Raw genomic sequence first — 18818 nt, forward strand, 5'->3', positions numbered from 1 at the left:
TACCGAAACGCTGCCGAAGCGCCGTCAGGCGCATGCACTATCATGCCGTCCATCAACTTCGTTTGGAGAACTCGATGACCTGGTTTCCCGCTGGCTGGATTCGCCCACTGATCGCGGCGCCGCTGCTCGCCATGGCGATGGCCGGCGCCCATGCCGCCGATCTGCTCGACAACGTCAAGCAGGCCGGCGTCCTGAAGATCGGCCTGGAGGGCACCTATCCCCCGTTCGGCTATCGCGGCGCCAACAACCAGCTCGAGGGCTTCGACGTCGACGTCGCGCGCGCGGTGGCCGGCAAGCTGGGCGTCAAGCCGGAGTTCGTCACCACCGAATGGAGCGGCATCATCGCCGGCCTGCAGGCGGGCAAGTTCGACGTGATCGTCAATCAGGTCAACGTGACGCCGCAGCGCAAGCAGGTGCTGGATTTCTCCAAGCCCTACGTCTACTCGGCCGCGCAGCTGATCCAGCGCAAGGACGACAAGCGCGAATTCAAGTCGCTGGAGGATCTGAAGGGCAAGCGGCTGGGCGTCAGCCTCGGCAGCAACTACAACGAGCTGGCCAAGTCGGTGGCGGGCATCGACGTCAAGACGTATCCCGGCGCGCCCGAATATCTGCGCGACCTGGCCGCGCAGCGTGTCGATGCCGCGCTGAACGACCGGCTGATGGTCAACTACCTGATCAAGACGTCGAATCTGCCGCTGCGCGCCGGCGCGGTGGTGCAGGGCGGCGATACCGAGGTCGCGATCCCGTACCGCAAGGACAACCCCAAGTTCGCGCAGGCCATCGACCGCGCGCTCGACGATCTGCGCAAGGACGGCACGCTGACCAGGCTGTCGGTCAAGTGGTTCGGCGCGGACGTGACCAAGCCGGTCAAGTAAGCCGACGGATCGCCGAAAGGCAGACGGCAGTGCAATCGCACTGCCGTTTTGTTTTTTGGGGCACCACTTTATGATTCCGACTTTGCGCGCTCTCTTGCGCGGCCACTTGCGCCCCTGATCCCGCCTGCCATGCCATCCCTCCAACTGGTAATCGATTCGCTGCCCGTGCTGCTGCAAGGCATGGTGCTGACCATCAAGTTCGCGCTGTCGTCGATGGCCTTCGGGCTGGTGATCGGGCTGGTGGTCGCGCTGATGGGGATCGGCCACAACCGCGTGCTGCGGGCGATCGCGCGCGTCTATGTCAGCGTGATGCGTGGCACGCCGCTGCTGGTGCAGATCTTCGTGGTGTATTACGGCCTGCCGGGCATCGGCATCGCGCTCGAACCGACCCCGGCGGGGGTGCTGACGCTGAGCCTGAACGTCGGCGCCTATCTGTCGGAGAGCATGCGCGGCGCGATCCTGGGCATCTCGCGCGGGCAATGGCTGGCGGCCTATAGCCTCGGGCTGACGCCGGCGCAGACGCTGCGCTACGTGGTCGGTCCGCAGGCGCTGCGCATCGCGGTGCCGAGCCTGTCGAACAGCCTGATCAGCCTGATCAAGGACACCTCGCTGGTGTCGGTGATCACGGTCACCGAACTGCTGCGCACCACGCAGGAATTGATTGCCGCGACCTACCAGCCGCTGCCGCTCTACCTGGCCGCGGCGGCGATCTACTGGGTCTTGAGCACGCTGCTGTCGTTCGTGCAGCGGCTGCTGGAGCGCAGGTTGTCGTTGCCGGGGCGGCATTGAGGCGGGGTAGGGGAGACGGGGCGCAATTGCCCTCTCCCCAGCCCTCTCCCGCTTGGGGGAGAGCGTCAACCCCTCAAGCGGCTTCCGCGATCCGCTTCGCGATGTGGTCCAGCGCTTCCTCGACCTGATCGACCAGGATCAGGCACAGGTCGCCCGGCTGCAGGCGGCCCAGCGCGGTGTCGATGGCGAGGAATTCGCCGCGGATCTCTTCGACCGCGCTGGCGCGCGTGGCGCCTTCCAGCCCCTCGCGCAGCAGCGCCAGCACCTCGCCGTCGGCGCGTCCGCGCTGGCACTGGTCCTGGTACAGCACCACGTCGTCGAATACGCCGCCGAGGATCTGCGTCTGGCGGCGGATGTCCTCGTCGCGGCGGTCGCCGGCGCCGCTGATCACCACCATGCGGCGGCGCGCCGGCATCGTCTCGATCGCGTTGCACAGCGCCTGGATCGCGTCCGGGTTGTGGCCGTAGTCGGCGATCAGCGTGGCGCCGCGGTAGTCGAACAGATTGAAGCGGCCCGGCGCGCTGGCGGCGTCGCTGACGAAGGTCGCCAGGCCGCGGCGGATCACCGACCAGTCGATGCCCAGCGCCCACGCGGCCGCGGTCGCCGACATCGCGTTCTCGACCTGGAAGCCGATGCTGCCGCCGCGCGTCAGCGGGATGTCCTTCAGCGCGATGCGTACCTGCGTGTCGCCCTCGGCGGCGACCAGATCGCCGCCGTCGGTGAACACCACGCGCTTGCCCTGCGCGCGATGCGTGGCCAGCACCGGGTGCTCGGCATCGCGGGCGAAGAAGGTCACCGCGCCGGGGCAGGCGTCGGCCATGCGCGCGACCATCGGATCGGCGGCGTTGAGCACGGCCATGCCCTGCGGCGAGACGTTCTGCACGATCACGCTCTTGAGCACTGCCAGGTCTTCGACCGTGCTGATATAGGACAGCCCGAGGTGGTCGCCTTCGCCGACATTGGTCACCACCGCGACATCGCAGCGGTCGAACGCCAGCCCCTCGCGCAGCAGGCCGCCGCGCGCGGTCTCGAACACGGCCGCGTCGACGTCGGGGTGCATCAGCACGTTGCGCGCGCTGCGCGGGCCGCTGCAGTCGCCGGTGTCGATGCGCTGGCCGTTGATGTAGACGCCGTCGGTGCCGGTCATGCCCATGCGCAGGCCGCTGCCGGTCAGCAGATGGGTGATCAGCCGGACCGTGGTGGTCTTGCCGTTGGTGCCCGACACCGCGACCACCGGAATGCGGCCGTCGTCGCCGTCGGCGAACATCGTCGAGATGATCGCCTCGCCGACCGCGCGGCCCTTGCCGTAGGACGGCTGCAGATGCATGCGCAGGCCCGGCGCGGCATTGACCTCGACGATGCCGCCGGCCTGTTCCTCGAAGGGCTTTAGCACGGTCTCGCAGACCGCATCGACGCCGCAGATGTCGAGGCCGACCATCTGCGCCGCGGCCACCGCGCGCGCCGCCATCTCGGGATGCACGTCGTCGGTGACATCGGTGGCGGTGCCGCCGGTCGACAGGTTGGCGTTGTTGCGCAGGATCACGCGCGTGCCCTTGGGCGGCACCGATTCCGCGGTGAGGCCCTGCTTGGCGAGCGTGGCCAGCGCGATATCGTCGAAGCGGATCTTGGTCAGCGAGGTCGCGTGGCCCTCGCCGCGGCGCGGATCGCGATTGACCTCGTCGACCAGCTGGCGCACGGTATGCACGCCATCGCCGATGACCTGGGGCGGATCGCGCCGGGCCGCGGCGACCAGCTGATTGCCGACCACCAGCAGACGGAAATCGTGCCCCGGGATATAGCGTTCGACGATCACGTCGCTGCTGATCTCGGCCGCGACCTCATAGGCCGCCATCACTTCCTCGCGCGTGCGGATGCGCACGGCCACGCCCTTGCCCTGGTTGCCGTCGCGCGGCTTGACCACCACCGGCGCGTCGATCTCCTGCGCGACTTGCCAGGCTTCCTCGGCGCTGCACACCGAGCGGCCCTGCGGCACCGGCACGCCGGCCGCATGCAGCAGGCTCTTGGTCAGCTCCTTGTCCTGCGCGATCGATTCCGCGACCGCGCTGGTCATGTCGGTTTCCGCGGCCTGGATGCGCCGCTGGCGGCTACCCCAGCCGAACTGCACCATGCTGCCCTGCGTGAGGCGGCGATAGGGGATGCCGCGCGCGATCGCGGCATGGACGATGGAGCCGGTGCTCGGTCCGAGGCGCACGTCCTCGTCGAGCTCGCGCAGGCGGGCCAGCGCGCCGTCCAGATCGAACGGCGTGTCGTCGCGCGCGGCGCGGCACAGCTGCTGGGCGAGATCGAGCGCGAGGCGTCCGACCTCTTCCTCGCTGTACTGCACCACCACCTGATAGGTGCCGGGCTCGACGGTGGGCGAGGTACGGCTGAAGGTCACCGGGCAACCGGCGGCGGCCTGCAGCCGCAGCGTCGCGCATTCGAGCGCATGGGCCAGCGAGGCATCGCCGTGCGCATCGTCGGGGCGCAGCGGGCCGATGTCGGGGAAGCGGGCGCGCAGGCGCTCCTCGAAACCCGGCAGGTCCTCGATCGTGCCGGCTTCGTCGGGGCACGCGACGATCGCTTCGATCGCGGTGTGGCGGCACCACAGGTTCGGACCGCGCAGCGCGCGGATGCGTGAGACTTCCATCAATCAGTTTCCTATCGGTCGGCCGCCGGCCGGGCGGGGCGCGACCCCGCGGCAGGCGACCGTTCTATCCTTCAGCGCTTCAGAGTGTCGGAGCCTCGGCGCCTTGCCTCTGACCATCGATGCCGGCCGGTCAACCGCGCCGGGCCGGCTGGCCCAGCCAATGGTGGACCTGGTCCAGCGTGGTGCTGATGTCGGCCTCGTCGGCCTGCAGCACCAGCAGATCGCCCGCCACCAGCTGCGACAGCGCGGCCTCGACGGCCTCGCGCCGGCTGCCCTGGTCGATGATCTTGTTGACGCGGCGGCCTTCGTACAGTCCCTTCTTCAGCAACGCGCGCGCCTCGCTGTCGGGCAGCTTGCGCGTGACGCTGCGGTCTTCGCACAGGAACACGCGATCGAAGGCGGCGCCGAGCGCCTTGCCCTGCTCGATCAGGTCGGCGTCGCGGCGGTCGACGCCGGCGCCGAACACGGCCAGCCGGCGTTCGGACGGGAAGCGGTCCAGCGCCTTGGCCAGTGCCTCGAGCGCCGGCGCGTTGTGCGCGTCGTCGACGATCACCGTGGCGCCGTTGCGCTCGAACAGCGTGAAGCGGCCCGGCACGTCGAGCTGGCCCACATCGAAGGTCATCACGCCGGCGCGGATCAGCTCGTGCGAGATGCCCAGCGCCCACGCCGCGGCAACCGCCGCCAGCACGTTCTCGATCTGGAAGCCGACGCGGCCCGCATAGGTCAGCGGAATCGCCGCGACGTCGGCCAGCGGCAGCTCGCTGTTGCCGGTGGCCAGCACGATGCGGCCGTCGCGCACGTACACCGCGCGCTTGCCGGCGGCGCGGTGCTGGGCGATCGCGGGCAGCTCGGCGCTGGCGCCGAAGAAGATCACGTCGCCGTCGCACAGCTCGGCCATCTCGACCACCAGCGGATCGCGCGCGTTGAGCACCGCGGCGCCGTGCTTGAGCACGACGTCGACCTGCGTGCGCAACACGCTGTACATCTTCTCGGCGTCTTCGATGTAGTAGTGGCCGAGGTGGTCGGGGGTATCGATATTGGTCACCACGCCTACCAGGCAGCGATCGTAGGCCAGGCCCTCGGACAGCATCGTGCCGCTGTCGTTCTCGAACACGGCCGCCTCGACGGCGCGGTTCTTCAGCACGCGGGTGGCGGCCTCCCAGTTGGCGCGATCGCCGCCTTCGACCAGTCGTCGATCCAAATACAGGCCGTCGCTGCAGGCCAGGCCCGTATGGCGGCCGGACAGCTGCAGCAGGCGCGCGACCAGCTTGGCGACCACGGTCTTGCCGTTGGTGCCGGTGATGCCGACCACGGGAATGCGGCCGTCGTCGGCCGGGGCGTCGCCGTCGGCCGCGGGCGGGAACAGATGATCGACGATGGCGCGGCCCACAGGACGCGGCGTGCCGGCGGCGGGCTTCAGATGCATCAGCAGGCCGGGGCCGGCATTGACCTCGACGATCGCGCCGCCTTGTTCGGCGAGCGGGCGCGAGATGTCCTCGGCCACCAGGTCGATGCCGGCGATATCCAGGCCCACCACGCGCGCCGCCAGCGCGGCATGCGCGGCGACGCTCGGGTGGACGCGGTCGGTGACGTCGAACGCCACGTTGCCGTTGCGCTGGATCAGCACATGGCGGCCCTCGGGCGGCACCGACTCCGCGGTGAAGCCCTGGCGCTTCAGTTCGAGACGGGCGGCCGAATCGAGCCGCACGCGGTTCAGCGGATGATCCTCGGTGTTGCCGCGGCGCGGGTCGCAGTTGATCTGCAGTTCGATCAGCTCGTCGATGGTCGACTTGCCGTCGCCCACCACGCTCGCCGATTCGCCCATCGCCGCCGCCACCAGCCGGCCGCCGACCACCAGCAGGCGGTGTTCGTTGCCGGGGACGAAGCGCTCGACGATGACGCCGCTGCCTTCCTCGATGGCCACCGCATAGGCGGTCTGCACTTCCTCGCGGCTGATCAGGTTGGTGAACACGCCGCGGCCGTGGTTGCCGTCGTAGGGCTTGACCACCACCGGCACGCCGATCTCCTCGGCGGCCTCCCAGGCGTCGTCGGCGCTCTGCACCAGCCGGCCCTCGGGCACCGGCACGCCGCACGATTCCAGCAGCGACTTGGTCAGGTCCTTGTCGCGCGAAATGCTTTCGGCGATGGCGCTGGTGCGGTCGGTCTCGGCGGTCCAGATGCGGCGCTGGCGTGCGCCATGGCCGAGCTGGACCAGATTGCTGTCGGACAGGCGCAGCGCGGGGATACGGCGGTCGTCGGCGGCGTAGACGATGCAGGCCGTGCTCGGGCCCAGCCAGTGGCGATCGATCAGGCCGCGCAGTTCGTCCACCGCCGCGTCGACGTCGAAGGCGCGGTCCTCGATCGCGGCCATCACCAGGTCGCGCGCGAGGAACAGCGCGGCGCGCGCCACGCGTTCATCCCAGGCCGTCACGATGACCTTGTAGACGCCCACCAGCGGGGTCTCGCGCGCCTTGCCGAAGCCGCCGGGCATGCCGGCCAGGCTCAGCAGCTCCAGCGTCACGTGCTCCATGATGTGGGCGGGCCAGGTGCCTTCCTTCAGCCGCTGCAGGAAGCCGCCCCGTTCGCCGATGCTGCACCGGTGCTCGATCAGCGAAGGCAGCCAGGCCGAGAGGCGCTCGTAGAAACCGGGGATCTTGTTGGAGGGGTATTCCTCCAGTTCTCCGATATCGACCCACGCCTCCAGCACCGGCCCATATGTCCACATATTGGGGCCGCGCAGCGACATGACATCGAATATCTCAATGTCCTTTTTCTTCATTGAATTAGCTTGAGGCATGGGCGATGCGCCCGTGGGGCGGAAGTCTAACCTTTCAATAACGTTACAGCGTAGACCTGGTTGACTTCCCGACGAAAAAGCGTTTGTGCGCCGCGACAGACGCCGCCGCGCGGATGTGGCTTATGTATACTTGCGCCGCGCTTGCACCGCACTTGCGCCGAATTGTCTGCGACATATCGGCATTCCGGCAGCGCCCGCCATTTTTATTTGTATCAAGACATGTCGTTTCGACCGTCGGCCGACCGCTTGCGCCATGCTCGCGCAGCCCGACGAAACGACGCCCGCTGTGCCGACCATGACCCTTGCTGCCACCTCCGTATCATCGACCCCCACGCTGCCTGACCCCTGGCGCGTCTCGCTGGAGGCCGAACTCGCCTCCCGCCCAGGCATGCCCGCTGAAACGGTGCTGGCCTGGCTGGAGGTCGATCTCGACCGGCGGCTGCATTTTACAGAAGGCGTGGTGGTTGTCACCGATCGCCGCGTGCTGGCCAGGGACAACGCGCAGGACGCGGGGAACGGGCAGGGCGGCTGGCGGCAATGGCCGATCGGCGCCGAACTGACGCTGCACCATGGCGACCACGCCGGCGTCGGCACGCTGGAGCTGCAGGATCGCAGCGGCCGGCTGGCCGCCTGGCACTACACGCTGGGCAACAATCCGGCCGCGCTGCGCCTGCTCGACACGTTCAATGCCCAGCGCGATCGTCTGGCCGCCGGCGCGGCCGCGCGCGAGGCCATCGAAGTGGAAGGCGTCTGCCCGACCTGCCGCGCGCCGCTGCCGCCGGGCGAGGACGAATGCCCCCAATGCAGCCGCGAACTGGAGACGCCGCCGTCGACCTGGGCGCTGCTGCGGTTGTGGCGCTTCGCGCGGCCCTACCGGATGCAGCTGCTGGCCGGCTTCGTGCTGACGCTGCTGTCCACCGGCGCCACGCTGGTGCCGCCGTACCTGACCATGCCGCTGATGGACAAGGTGCTGATCCCCTACCAGAACGGCTTGCCGATCGACTACGGCCTGGTGCGGCTCTATCTGGGCGGCCTGCTGGGGGCGGCGCTGATCGCCTGGAGCCTGGGCTGGGCCCGCACCTATCTGCTGGCGCGGGTGTCCGAGCGGATCGGCGCGGACCTGCGCACCACCACCTACGAGCACCTGCTGAAGCTGTCGCTCGAGTATTTCGGCGGCAAGCGCACCGGCGACCTGATGGCGCGGATCGGCAACGAGAGTGACCGCATCTGCGTCTTCCTGTCGCTGCATCTGCTCGACTTCTTCACCGACGTGCTGATGATCGTGATGACCGCGGTCATCCTGATCTCGATCAACCCCTGGCTCGCGCTGGTCACGCTGGTGCCGCTGCCCTTCATCGCGTGGATGATCCACCAGGTGCGCGACCGGCTGCGCCATGGCTTCGAGAAGATCGACCGCAACTGGTCCGAGATCACCAACGTGCTGGCCGACACCATTCCGGGCATCCGCGTGGTCAAGGCCTTCGCGCAGGAGCGCCGCGAGGTCGAGCGCTTCCGCGAGGCGAACCGGCACAACCTGGCGATCAACGATCGCGTCAATGCGGTGTGGTCGCTGTTCACGCCGACCGTGACGCTGCTGACCGAAGTGGGCCTGCTGGTGGTCTGGATCTTCGGCATCTGGCAGGTCTCGCGCGATGCCATCACGGTGGGCGTGCTGGTCGCCTTCCTGACCTATATCAGCCGCTTCTACACGCGGCTCGACTCGATGAGCCGGATCGTGTCGGTCACGCAGAAGGCCGCGGCCGGCGCCAAGCGGATCTTCGACATCCTCGACCACGTATCGAGCGTGCCCGAGCCGGTGCGGCCCACGCAACTGCCGCAGGTCCGCGGCGCCATCGAGCTGCGCGATATCGGCTTCCGCTATGGCAGCCGCGCGGTGATCCGCGGGCTCGACCTGCAGATTCGTCCGGGCGAGATGATCGGCCTGGTTGGCCACAGCGGCTCGGGCAAGAGCACGCTGGTCAATCTGATCTGCCGCTTCTACGACGTGTCGGAGGGCGCGATCCGCGTCGACGGCGTCGATATCCGTTCGCTCGCGGTGGCCGACTATCGCCGCCATATCGGCCTGGTGCTGCAGGAGCCGTTCCTGTTCTTCGGCACCATCGCCGAGAACATCGCCTACGGGCGGCCCAATGCGACGCGCGCCGAGATCATCGCGGCCGCGCGCGCCGCCCATGCGCACGAGTTCATCCTGCGGCTGCCGCACGGCTACGACTCGCTGGTCGGCGAGCGCGGGCAGGCGCTGTCGGGCGGCGAGCGCCAGCGCATCTCGATCGCGCGCGCGCTGCTGATCGATCCGCGCATCCTGATCCTCGACGAAGCGACCTCGTCGGTCGATACCGCGACCGAGAAGGAAATCCAGAAGGCGCTCGACAACCTGGTGCAGGGCCGCACCACGATCGCCATCGCGCACCGCCTGTCGACGCTGCGCAAGGCCGACCGGCTGGTGGTGATGGACCGCGGCCGCATCGTCGAGGTCGGCCCGCACGACGAGCTGATGGCGCGCGAGGGCGCCTACTACAAGCTGTACCAGGCGCAGGCGCGCAACGTCGATACCGACCCGGACGATCCGGTCGAGGTCAATACCGTCGCGCCCCATGTCACGGCCGGCGCCGTCGTCGTGCAATAAGGAAGTCCGATCATGCAAGCAAGCCAATCGACGACTGCGGTCGCATTCCCGTTCGAACTGTCGCGCAATCCCTTCGGCCGTCTCGTGATGAGGACCGCGGACGGCGGCGTGCATGAAGGCGTGGTGGCCGTGCGCGCGTTCCCGATCACCGCGCCGGACGACGGCATCGCGCTGGTCAGCACCGATGGCCACGAACTGGCCTGGATCGAACGGCTCGAAGACCTGCCGGCGCCCGCGCGTGCGATCGTCGAGGAGGAGCTGGCCGGACGCGAGTTCATGCCCGAGATCCGCCGCATCGTCAGCGTGTCGACCTTCGCCACGCCGAGCACCTGGCAGGTCGAGACCGATCGGGGCCCGACGCGGCTGGTGCTGCGCGGCGAGGAGGACATCCGCCGGCTGGCGGGCACCACGCTGCTGATCTCGGACAGCCACGGCATCCACTATCTGATCCGCAGCCTGGATTCGCTGGACAAGGCCAGCCGCAAGCTGCTGGACCGCTTCCTGTAGCGGCTGCGGATACGGCCGACGCGGGCTTGTTGCCGCGCGTCTCTTAGGCCGCACAAGCGAAATATCCAGATACAAAGCTGCGTTGCCGCCTCGCGCCCCCGGGTGTAACTTGCCATCGCTGTCCCAACCAACAAGGAGATCTCGATGAAGAGGAACCACATGTTGATGGGTTTGCTGGTGGCCGCGGGCGTGCTCGGTTCATCGGTTGGCCTGGCGCAGTCCAGCTCCGGTGGCGGCTCGGCCGGTGCCGGCGGATACGGCACAGGCGCGGCGGACCAACCCGGGTCCCAGCGGGGTGGCTCGCAGATGGGCGGGCCGCAGACGGGCGGCTCGGAGACGGGCTCGCAGATGGGCGGTTCGCAACGGGGTAGCTCCCAGATGGGCGGTCCGTCGGGACCAGCCGCTCAACCCGGCGAGCGCGGCGGTCCGTCGGCGCGCGACGCGCGCGGCATGCCTCCCGGCATGGCGCCCGGCGGCCCGGGACCTTCGGCTTCGCCGTATGCCTATGCGCCGGGCCAATGGAAGAAGGGCGATCGCCTGCCGACCGCCTATCGGGACCGTCAGTACGTGATCGACGACTGGAAGTCGTTTCAGCTGGAGCGCCCACCGAAGGGGCACCAGTGGGTTGGCATCGGCAACGAGTTCCTGCTGGTCTCGACCCGCAACGGCACCATCGCCCGCGTCGTGACGGGGCAATGAGCGGGCAATAAGCGTGCAATAGCGCGCCACGGCGCCGACGCCAACGAAGCCACCGATCACGAGCGGTAGCGACTGATTGCAACCAACAGGCGGCCAACATATCGGCCCGCCGCAACACGACCCGCGCAGCGTGAGGACGCCGGCGCGGGTTTTTGTTTGGCGCTTCCGCAAAGAAAAAAGGACGTCCGAAGACGTCCTTTTCTTTCGGCTCGGGGCCGAGCCCCGATCCGGCTTAACGCGAGAAGCGCGAACGGCCCTGGCCTTGGCCCTGACGCTGGCCGCCGTAGCCGCCGCCGTTGCCGCCATGGCGATTGCCGTAGCTGCTGCGGTTGCCATCGCCGAAGCTGCGGGCACCGTCGCGATTGCCGCCACGATTGCCGTCGCGATCGCCGAAGCTGCGCTCGGCCGGCTTGCGGTCGCCAAACGGACGGTCGCCATATTGACGGTCGCCGAAGCTGCGCTCGCCGAACGGGCGATTGCCGTTGCCAGCGGCGCCGGCAGTGTTGCCGCCGTAGCCACGCGATTCGCCGCCGCCGAAGCTGCGGGGCGCCTGCTCGCGGTCGCCGCGATAGCCGCCCCCGTTGCCGCCGCCGTTGCCGTAACCGCGCGACTCGCCGCCGCCGAACTTGCGCTCGCCGCCGCGATAGCCGCCGCCACCGTTACCCGGACGGGCACCGCCCGGCTTGCCGCCGAAGCCGGCGCGCGGCTTGGGCGTACGGCGCGGTTCCAGGCCCTCGATCACCGAAGCGGTGATGCGGTTGTTGGTGAAGCGCTCGATCCGCTTCCACTGGAAGGCGTCGTTGTGGTTGACCAGGTTGATTGCCACGCCCGAGCGGCCCGCGCGGCCGGTACGGCCGATACGGTGCACATAGTCCTCGGCCTGCTTGGGCAGATCGAAGTTCACCACGTGGGTGATGTCGGGCACGTCGATACCACGCGCGGCCACGTCGGTGGCCACCAGCACGCGCAGATTGCCGCGGCGCAGCGCCGTCAGCGTGCGATTGCGCGCGCCCTGGGTCATGTCGCCGTGCAGCGCGCCGGCGGCAAAGCCGGTGTCCGACAGCCGCTCGGCCAGCGAATCGGCGTCGCGCTTGGTGGCGGTGAACACGATCGCCTGCTTCAGCGACGCGTCGCGCAGCAGATGGTCGAGCAGACGCTCCTTGTGCGACATGTCGTCGGTGAAGTGCAGGCGCTGTTCGATGTTGCTCTGGTCGGCACGCGCCGCCGCGATCTCGATGCGCTGCGGGTCACGCAGCTGGCGCGCGGCCAGTTGCGCGATGCGGCCGTCGACCGTCGCCGAGAACATCAGCGTCTGGCGCGTGGCCGGCGTCGCCGCGACGATCGCGTCGATGTCGTCGGAGAAGCCCATGTCCAGCATGCGATCGGCCTCGTCGAACACCAGCATGTCGAGCTGCGACAGGTCGATGCGGCCGGCGTCGATGTGGTCGAGCAGACGGCCCGGCGTTGCCACCAGGATGTCCGGCATCTTCGACAGCATCGCCAGCTGCTTCGGATAGGGCATGCCGCCCAGGATGCTCGCGCAGATGATGCGGCGCAGATGGCGGCCGTACTTGGCGGCGGCTTCGGTGACCTGCAGCGCCAGTTCGCGGGTCGGCGTCAGCACCAGCAGCGACGGCTGGGCCGGGGCCGGGCGGGGACGCTTGCCCTTCATGCGCTTGATGGGCTCGTCGGCGCGCGGGCGGTTCGGTGCCGGACGCTCCGAAATGCGCTGGATCGCCGGCAGCATGAAGGCGGCGGTCTTGCCCGAACCGGTCTGGCTCGACACCAGCAGGTCGCGGCCCGCCAGGAAGGCCGGGATGGCCTGGGCCTGCACCGGGGTCGGCACGGTGTAGTTCAGTTCGGTCAGGGCGCGCAGGATCGCGGCATCGAGGCCGAGCGCGGCGAAACCGTCGGCCGCCGAGGCGGCGGCTTCGGGCGCGTCCTGCGGCTCGAGGATCGCTTGCAGGCGGTCCAGCGGGCTCGGCGCGGTCGTATTGGAAATATCGTTGGCGGAGGCAATAGGCTGCTCCGCACGGAATTCGTGCTGGGTCATGTCGTAAGGGTCTTGATGCATGGCACCCCTGCCATCGGCAAGAGGGTGGGCGCAGTGCAAAGTCTTAAAAAGGCTTCGGCGCCAATCGGAAGGCCGTGACGACAGACTCAGCTGGCAGTACGGCGGCAGGCAGGGGGCGACCGGTGCAAGACCGGAAGCCGGGTCCCTGGCAGGCAAACAGCGACGAGGCTGTTCAACAGGATCGGAGACGAGGCGGCGTCAAGTGAGATGGCGTTCTGGCAAGCGGCGGGTGTGGTCGAAGACTTGAAACAAACGACCGGAGAACCGAGCGACAGAGCTTGAGAGCGGAAGCGGCATCGCCTCTGGCCTTGGGGGCTGGTCGGCGGGTGCACGGCTCGCATTGCGAACTCACGGGGCGCATTCTAGCAGAAGTCGAAAAATATTGCTGCGCTGCGAAAATATTGTCTGCAAGCGCCTTCCGGCGGACATCGGCACGGACGCCGGCAGGTCGCGAGTCACGTCACGAGTCCACGTCTCTTGCATCCCCGAACCCCCGCCCTATACTCGCAGTGTCGACACCAAGTGCCGGCACGGATGCGGACAACCCTCCCACCCGATGGCCGTCTTCAGCGAGTGCCTCGCTGTTCGCCATCGGCATCTCCGCAATGCACGCCAGCGCCTTCTTTCTCCGACTGTCCGGGTGGTCCGGATGGGCGGCCGCGACATCGGCGGAACCATGAGGAAGAGGACCTGCACCGTGGCTTGTGGCGATGCCGCCAGCGTCGACCTAGACTGCCCGGCCCGTCCGCAGCCAGCCCGCCAGGACATTGGCGGGCTTTTCATTTCTGCGAGGGTCGGTTCGACGACGCGGCTCCGCCGCGCGACATCGCCCCCGCGACGCGGCTCCGCGCGTGAAATCGCACCTCCGACGCGGCTCCGGGCGCGAAATCGCACATTTCCGGGTGCCGGCGAGACGCCCCCCGCCAAGTGACTTTGCTATACTCCGCCCCTGCCTCGGCCAATGGCCGCGCGCGCGGTTGCACCGGTTCAGCGGTGGCCGCATCCCAGGGCGTCGCAGCGATGCCCGGCTATCCGCTCGCCGTAGTTCAATGGATAGAACGAGCGCCTCCTAAGCGCTAGATACAGGTTCGATTCCTGTCGGCGGGACCACTCTCCCCATTCGATTTCGCATCAGCCGCGCTTCGCGATTTCCGCGCTTGGCGGTCCCCACGCGTTGCATCTCCGCGCTTGGCGGCCCCCTACACGTCGCGTCTTCGCGCTTCGCACCTGCGCCCGCGACGCCGGAAGCCGGACGCCGCTCGTGCTCCGATGGCCGAGCGGCGGCGTCCGGCACTACGAACGACTGTCGACGATCAGGCGCCGTCGAGGAAGAGACTGCGCTGGCCCAGGCGCGTGCCGAGCGCATCGGGCGGCAGGCTCATGCTGGCCGGATCGATGGCAGGGTCGGTGCTGCGCACCAGGGTGGGATCGGCGGGCGCCATGGCCGGCTGAGCAGCGGGGGCGGCAGCTTGCGCGTACGGGTCGCCGGCAACCGGTGCGGCGGCTTGAGCCGGCGACGTTGCCGCGGGCATCGCCTGCATCGGCTGAGCCGACGGCATTGCCTGCGCGGCGGGCGCGGACTGGATCGATTGGGTGGGTTGCGCGGATGGCGCGGATGGCGCGGATGGCGCGTATGGCGAGGATTGGGTGGACTGCATCGGCTGCATCGTCTGCGCGGCCGGCATCGGCTGAGTCGACTGCATCGGCTGGGACTGCTGCGCCAGCAGCGGGTACGACGCGATCATCGCGCCAGCCATCAACAGGGATTTCGCCAGATGTTGCTTCATTCGTGTACCTCCATAAAACGCCTACAGGCAAGGGAAGGTTCACTGTAGCGGCGAGGCGTCTGACATTCTGTTCGATTTTGCAACGGTGATTAACGAGCCTTGTCATCCGCGCCAATGCGGCTTACAACCACGCGCGCAACGGTGGCAACGGTGGCAACGGTAAAAAGGTCGCAATGGTGAGCGAGGTGCTTGCCTGCATGGCGGGGCAGCATGACCATGGAGGTTCGATGCGAAAGGGCCTGTAGAATCGGCGGCGCTCTTGCCGTAGCGCGGAAACAGGCCCTGGCGCCGTGGTGAAGTGCCCTCACGGAGTCGACAATATGGACGGACAACAACGAGCGATGTCCTGCATGCACGAGACCCGCACCGTCGATTCGCCAATGGCCGACCAATGAAATCCATCGCGCATCCGCCACGCGTCGTCGCGCTGGCCTTCCTGCTGGCGATCGCGGCCGGCACGCTGCTGCTGGTGCTGCCGATTTCCCAGGCGGACGGGCGGCCCGTGCCGTGGCTGACGGCCGTGTTCACCGCGGTCTCTGCCGTCTGTGTGACGGGCCTCGTGGTCGTCGACACCGGTACCTACTGGTCCGGCTTCGGCCAGGCCGTGATTCTGGTGCTGTTCCAGATCGGCGGCTTCGGCATGATGACTGCAGCCACCCTGCTGGGGCTGATGGTCAACCGCTCGCTGCGGCTGCGCACCAGGCTGATCACGCAGGTCGAGACGCGCTCGCTGGGCATGGGGGACGTGACCAGCGTGGCGCGGCTGGTGCTGGCGGTGACGCTGGCGTCCGAGGCCATCGTCGCGACGCTGCTGACGCTGCGGCTTCGCCATGCGCATGACCTGCCATGGGGCGATGCCGTGTGGAGCGGACTGTTCCATGCGGTGTCCGCCTTCAACAATGCCGGCATTTCGATCCATGCGGACAGCCTGACGCGCTATGCCGCCGATGCGCTGATCCTGATTCCGGTGATGCTGGCGACCGTGGTCGGCGGCATCGGTTTCCCGGTGCTGCACGATGTCCGGCGCAAGGCGCGCAGCCCGCATCATTGGTCCCTGCATACCAAGCTGACCCTTGCCGGCACGGCGGTACTGCTGGCGATGGGCTTCGTCGGGGTGCTGCTGTTCGAATGGACCAATCCGAATACGCTGGGCCCGATGTCCGCCGCCGACAAGCTGCTGTCCGCGGCCTTCGCCTCGGTCGCGGCACGGACAGCGGGCTTCAATACCCTGGACATCAGCCTGCTGACGCCCGAAACGTGGGCGCTGCACTACTTCCTGATGTTCGTCGGCGGCGGCAGCGCGAGCACCGCCGGCGGTGTCAAGGTGGGCACGATCGCCATCCTGGTCCTGCTGGTGATCGCAGAGATTCGCGGGCAAAGCGACTGCGAGGCATACGGCCGCAGACTCGGCGCCTCGGCCCAGCGCCAGGCCATCACGGTGCTGGTGCTCGGCAGCGCGCTGGTCACCCTCGGTACACTGGTGTTGCTGCGCACGACCGACGTGCCGACAGATCAGATCATCTTCGAGGTCATCGCCGCCTTCGGAACAACTGGCCTGTCCACGGGGATCACCGGCGATCTGCCGGTGCCGGCCCAACTGACGCTGATCCTGCTGATGTATGCCGGCCGGGTGGGCACCATCACGCTGGCGGCATCGCTGGTATTGGGCGAGCGCCGCATGCCGTTCCGCTATCCAGAGGAGCACCCAATTGTTGGCTAGATTGTTTACCGAGCAGTTCTCCTTCTCGAAGGGCGACAGCGTGGTCGTGATCGGCCTGGGCCGCTTCGGCAGCTCGGTCGCGCAGTCGCTGATGCGTCTGGGCCACGACGTGATGGGCCTCGACAAGGATGCGGAGCCCGTGCAGCTCTGGGGCAACTACCTGACGCATGCGGTGCAGGCCGATTCGACCAACGTCAACGTGATGCGCCAGCTCGGCGTGGCCGACTTCGCCCATGCCATCGTCGGCATCGGCTCGGACCTTGCGGCCAGCCTGATGACGATCATGGCGCTCACCGAACTGGACATCAAGGACATCTGGGTCAAGGCGATGTCGGCCGAGCACGGGCAGATCGCGCAGCGCATCGGCGCGCATCACGTCGTCTATCCGGAAGCCGATATGGGCGAGCGCGTCGCGCACTTGATCACCGGGCGCATGATGGATTTCATCGAGTTCGACGACGGCTTCGCCATCGCCAAGGTCCATGCGCCGGCGTCGACCCACAACCAGACGCTGGCGGAATCCGGCGTGCGCGAGAAGTCGGGCGTCACCGTGGTGGGCGTCAAGCGCGCCAACGAGGACTTCCAGCACGCCACGCCGGGCACGCGCGTGTTGCCCGGCGATCTGCTGATCGTGTCGGGCCCGACTCGGAAGATCCAGTCGTTCGCGGGCGACGTGACGAAGCGCTAGTTCGCGGCCCCAAGCACCGCCCGATTCAGCGCCTGGATCTGATCTTCGCAGGCTTCTGGATATTCCAGGCCCGCGCGCTCCGCCACTTCTCGTCCCAGGCGCCCGTACAGCCGGACCGTCGCTTCAAAGGCGCGTCGTGCGTCCGCGGCGTCGAAACGTCCGAATATCTGCTGCATGGCATGCCACGTATCGCGATGGGCCCACTGGTCCATGCGCAGGCCGTTGTGCCAGACATCGACCTGGCCCGGATGCAGCGCCTGCGCGTGCCATTGCGCCATGCGCAGCAGCAGCGTCTTCATCGTCCAGTCGCGCTGCTTGACCAGCCATGGTTCTCCACGCGCCAGATAGCGCGGGACATGAAATGCCTCGAACCAGAACTCTTCGACACTCGCCTGGAATTCCCGCTGTGAAGGCAGAGGTTCAACAGGGAAGCGGTATGGCGGAGGCGGCAGCGATGCGGCCACCCCCGCCTTGTCGAGGAGGACGTGATAGCCGCGCGCATAGAGGTCGTCCAGACCGTCTGGAGCGGTCATTCGACGCAGGCGTTCGATGCCGGCGACGGTGAAGTCGATCTTGACGCCGCCCTGGTATATCGCCAGCCGCGTCGGCCACGGTTGATCGCTGCCGGCTTCGAGACGCAACACCGTGATCAGCGGACCAATCCGGTGTAGCCAATCGTCGTCCTTGGCCAAGGTATCCGAGTCAGACGAAATGATCTCGATATCGAGGTCCGAATACTCGTCCGCGGAATCATCCTGGCGTGCCAGCGAACCGGTCTGGATCAACGCCAGCACCGCGTCCGTGGCACCTGCCCAAGCCAGGACCGATTGCAGATATTGGTCTCGTAATGTCATGCGGGGATCAGCATCCTCGCGGCAGCATTCGATGAGACTTGGCATAGGCGCGCAGCGCATCGTTGATACGGGTTTGCCAGCCTTCGCCGGTGGCCTTGAACGCCTGCAGAACGTCGGGGTCGAGCCGCAGTGTTTGACTGACCTTGCGTTCGGCAGCCGGCAGCGCAGGGCGTCCGCGCCGCTTGGTCAGTGACTCGGCCTTTTCTTCGCCAAGCACTTCGGCCAACACTTCACGAGCGGGCCGCATGCGTTTGATTCGCTCGGTAGGCAGTTCGACCGCATCTGGGTCGCCCGCGATGCCACGCGCGATCGCCGCGTCCTCGTCGGCGCTCGGCAGGGTCAGCTTAGATTTCCTGTTCATAGTCTCGCACCTCTCGGAAATTGGCCTTGCGTAGACTGATGGCCCGCAGCGTGTCGCCTCGTATGGTGAAGACCAGGCAGTGCAGGCGGGACCCGATGGGGCCGTAGGCGATGTAGCGCGTTTCGCCGCATTGCCTCCGGTCGTCTATTGCAATCAACGCCTTGTCGAAATCCATCAGCCCCGCGTTGGCCAACGATATGCCGTGCTGGCACACGTTCCTGCTGTCCTTCGCGCAGTCGAACTCGATTTCCATGGGTTATTGTAGTAGCAAAAAATACGTTGAACAAGATTTTTGCTACTACGCTAAATCGCCAAGGGATCGTGCGCTTGTGCTGAGTCGACGAAAGCTATCAAGAAGAGGGCGTGGTGGGAT

The 18818-nt window shown here is 67.7% G+C and carries 14 protein-coding genes and 1 tRNA gene; 8 read left to right on the plus strand and 7 right to left on the minus strand.

Going from position 1 to position 18818, the window contains the following annotated elements:
• Positions 1–131 precede the first annotated feature (131 nt).
• Positions 132–875 carry a transporter substrate-binding domain-containing protein gene (locus KZ686_RS07595; protein WP_223819806.1) on the plus strand — a complete coding sequence of 248 codons (744 nt, stop codon included), beginning with the start codon at positions 132–134 and terminating at the stop codon, positions 873–875.
• A gap of 129 nt (positions 876–1004) precedes the next feature.
• Complete coding sequence (locus KZ686_RS07600) at positions 1005–1664, plus strand: amino acid ABC transporter permease (protein WP_149317858.1); 660 nt, start codon at positions 1005–1007, stop codon at positions 1662–1664.
• A 73-nt stretch (positions 1665–1737) separates the two neighbouring features.
• Here the strand turns inward: KZ686_RS07600 and cphA (KZ686_RS07605) are convergent, their stop codons facing one another.
• Positions 1738–4311, minus strand: a complete 2574-nt coding sequence (gene cphA / locus KZ686_RS07605; protein ID WP_265633364.1) for a cyanophycin synthetase — start codon at positions 4309–4311, stop codon at positions 1738–1740.
• Between the two features lie 130 nt (positions 4312–4441).
• On the minus strand, positions 4442–7090 hold the full coding sequence (cphA, locus tag KZ686_RS07610) for a cyanophycin synthetase (RefSeq protein WP_265633365.1): 2649 nt from the start codon (positions 7088–7090) through the stop codon (positions 4442–4444).
• A 313-nt stretch (positions 7091–7403) separates the two neighbouring features.
• On the opposite strand from cphA (KZ686_RS07610), the gene KZ686_RS07615 reads away from it, so the two are divergent.
• From KZ686_RS07615 to KZ686_RS07625, 3 genes are all read left to right on the plus strand, one after another.
• Positions 7404–9755: a cyanophycin metabolism-associated ABC transporter gene (locus KZ686_RS07615; protein WP_265633366.1), complete on the plus strand. Its 2352-nt coding sequence runs from the start codon at positions 7404–7406 to the stop codon at positions 9753–9755.
• Between the two features lie 12 nt (positions 9756–9767).
• Positions 9768–10262: a cyanophycin metabolism-associated DUF1854 family protein gene (locus KZ686_RS07620; RefSeq protein WP_265633367.1), complete on the plus strand. Its 495-nt coding sequence runs from the start codon at positions 9768–9770 to the stop codon at positions 10260–10262.
• Positions 10263–10406: 144 nt separating this feature from the next.
• Complete coding sequence (locus KZ686_RS07625) at positions 10407–10961, plus strand: RcnB family protein (RefSeq protein WP_223819772.1); 555 nt, start codon at positions 10407–10409, stop codon at positions 10959–10961.
• A 232-nt stretch (positions 10962–11193) separates the two neighbouring features.
• On the opposite strand, the gene KZ686_RS07630 is transcribed toward KZ686_RS07625, so the two are convergent.
• The gene (locus KZ686_RS07630; protein ID WP_150084503.1) at positions 11194–13014 is read right to left on the minus strand and encodes a DEAD/DEAH box helicase; all 1821 of its coding nucleotides are present in this window, start codon (positions 13012–13014) and stop codon (positions 11194–11196) included.
• A gap of 1056 nt (positions 13015–14070) precedes the next feature.
• Here KZ686_RS07630 and KZ686_RS07635 point away from each other — a divergent pair.
• Positions 14071–14145 (plus strand) — tRNA-Arg (locus tag KZ686_RS07635).
• A gap of 203 nt (positions 14146–14348) precedes the next feature.
• On the opposite strand, the gene KZ686_RS07640 is transcribed toward KZ686_RS07635, so the two are convergent.
• Positions 14349–14822 (minus strand): hypothetical protein, encoded by a 474-nt coding sequence (locus tag KZ686_RS07640; protein ID WP_265633368.1) that lies wholly within the window; start codon positions 14820–14822, stop codon positions 14349–14351.
• Between the two features lie 391 nt (positions 14823–15213).
• Between KZ686_RS07640 and KZ686_RS07645 the strand changes: the two genes are divergently transcribed.
• Positions 15214–16542, plus strand: a complete 1329-nt coding sequence (locus KZ686_RS07645) for a TrkH family potassium uptake protein (RefSeq protein ID WP_149317864.1) — start codon at positions 15214–15216, stop codon at positions 16540–16542.
• A complete protein-coding gene (locus tag KZ686_RS07650) occupies positions 16535–17230 on the plus strand; it encodes a potassium channel family protein (protein ID WP_226108284.1) in 696 nt (231 codons plus the stop codon). The genes KZ686_RS07645 and KZ686_RS07650 overlap by 8 nt, the downstream gene beginning before the upstream one ends.
• Here KZ686_RS07650 and KZ686_RS07655 read toward each other — a convergent pair.
• The 3 genes from KZ686_RS07655 to KZ686_RS07665 are packed head-to-tail and all read right to left on the minus strand — an operon-like array spanning position 17227 to position 18698.
• On the minus strand, positions 17227–18084 hold the full coding sequence (locus KZ686_RS07655) for an aminoglycoside 6-adenylyltransferase (protein ID WP_226108282.1): 858 nt from the start codon (positions 18082–18084) through the stop codon (positions 17227–17229). The genes KZ686_RS07650 and KZ686_RS07655 overlap by 4 nt on opposite strands.
• A 7-nt stretch (positions 18085–18091) precedes the next feature.
• Positions 18092–18445: a BrnA antitoxin family protein gene (locus KZ686_RS07660; protein ID WP_187829159.1), complete on the minus strand. Its 354-nt coding sequence runs from the start codon at positions 18443–18445 to the stop codon at positions 18092–18094.
• A complete protein-coding gene (locus KZ686_RS07665) occupies positions 18429–18698 on the minus strand; it encodes a BrnT family toxin (RefSeq protein ID WP_226108280.1) in 270 nt (89 codons plus the stop codon). Before KZ686_RS07665 ends, KZ686_RS07660 begins: the two co-directional genes overlap by 17 nt.
• Positions 18699–18818: the final 120 nt, after the last annotated feature.

Origin of the sequence: Cupriavidus cauae (assembly GCF_026210475.1) — a bacterium.
Lineage (GTDB): Bacteria > Pseudomonadota > Gammaproteobacteria > Burkholderiales > Burkholderiaceae > Cupriavidus > Cupriavidus cauae.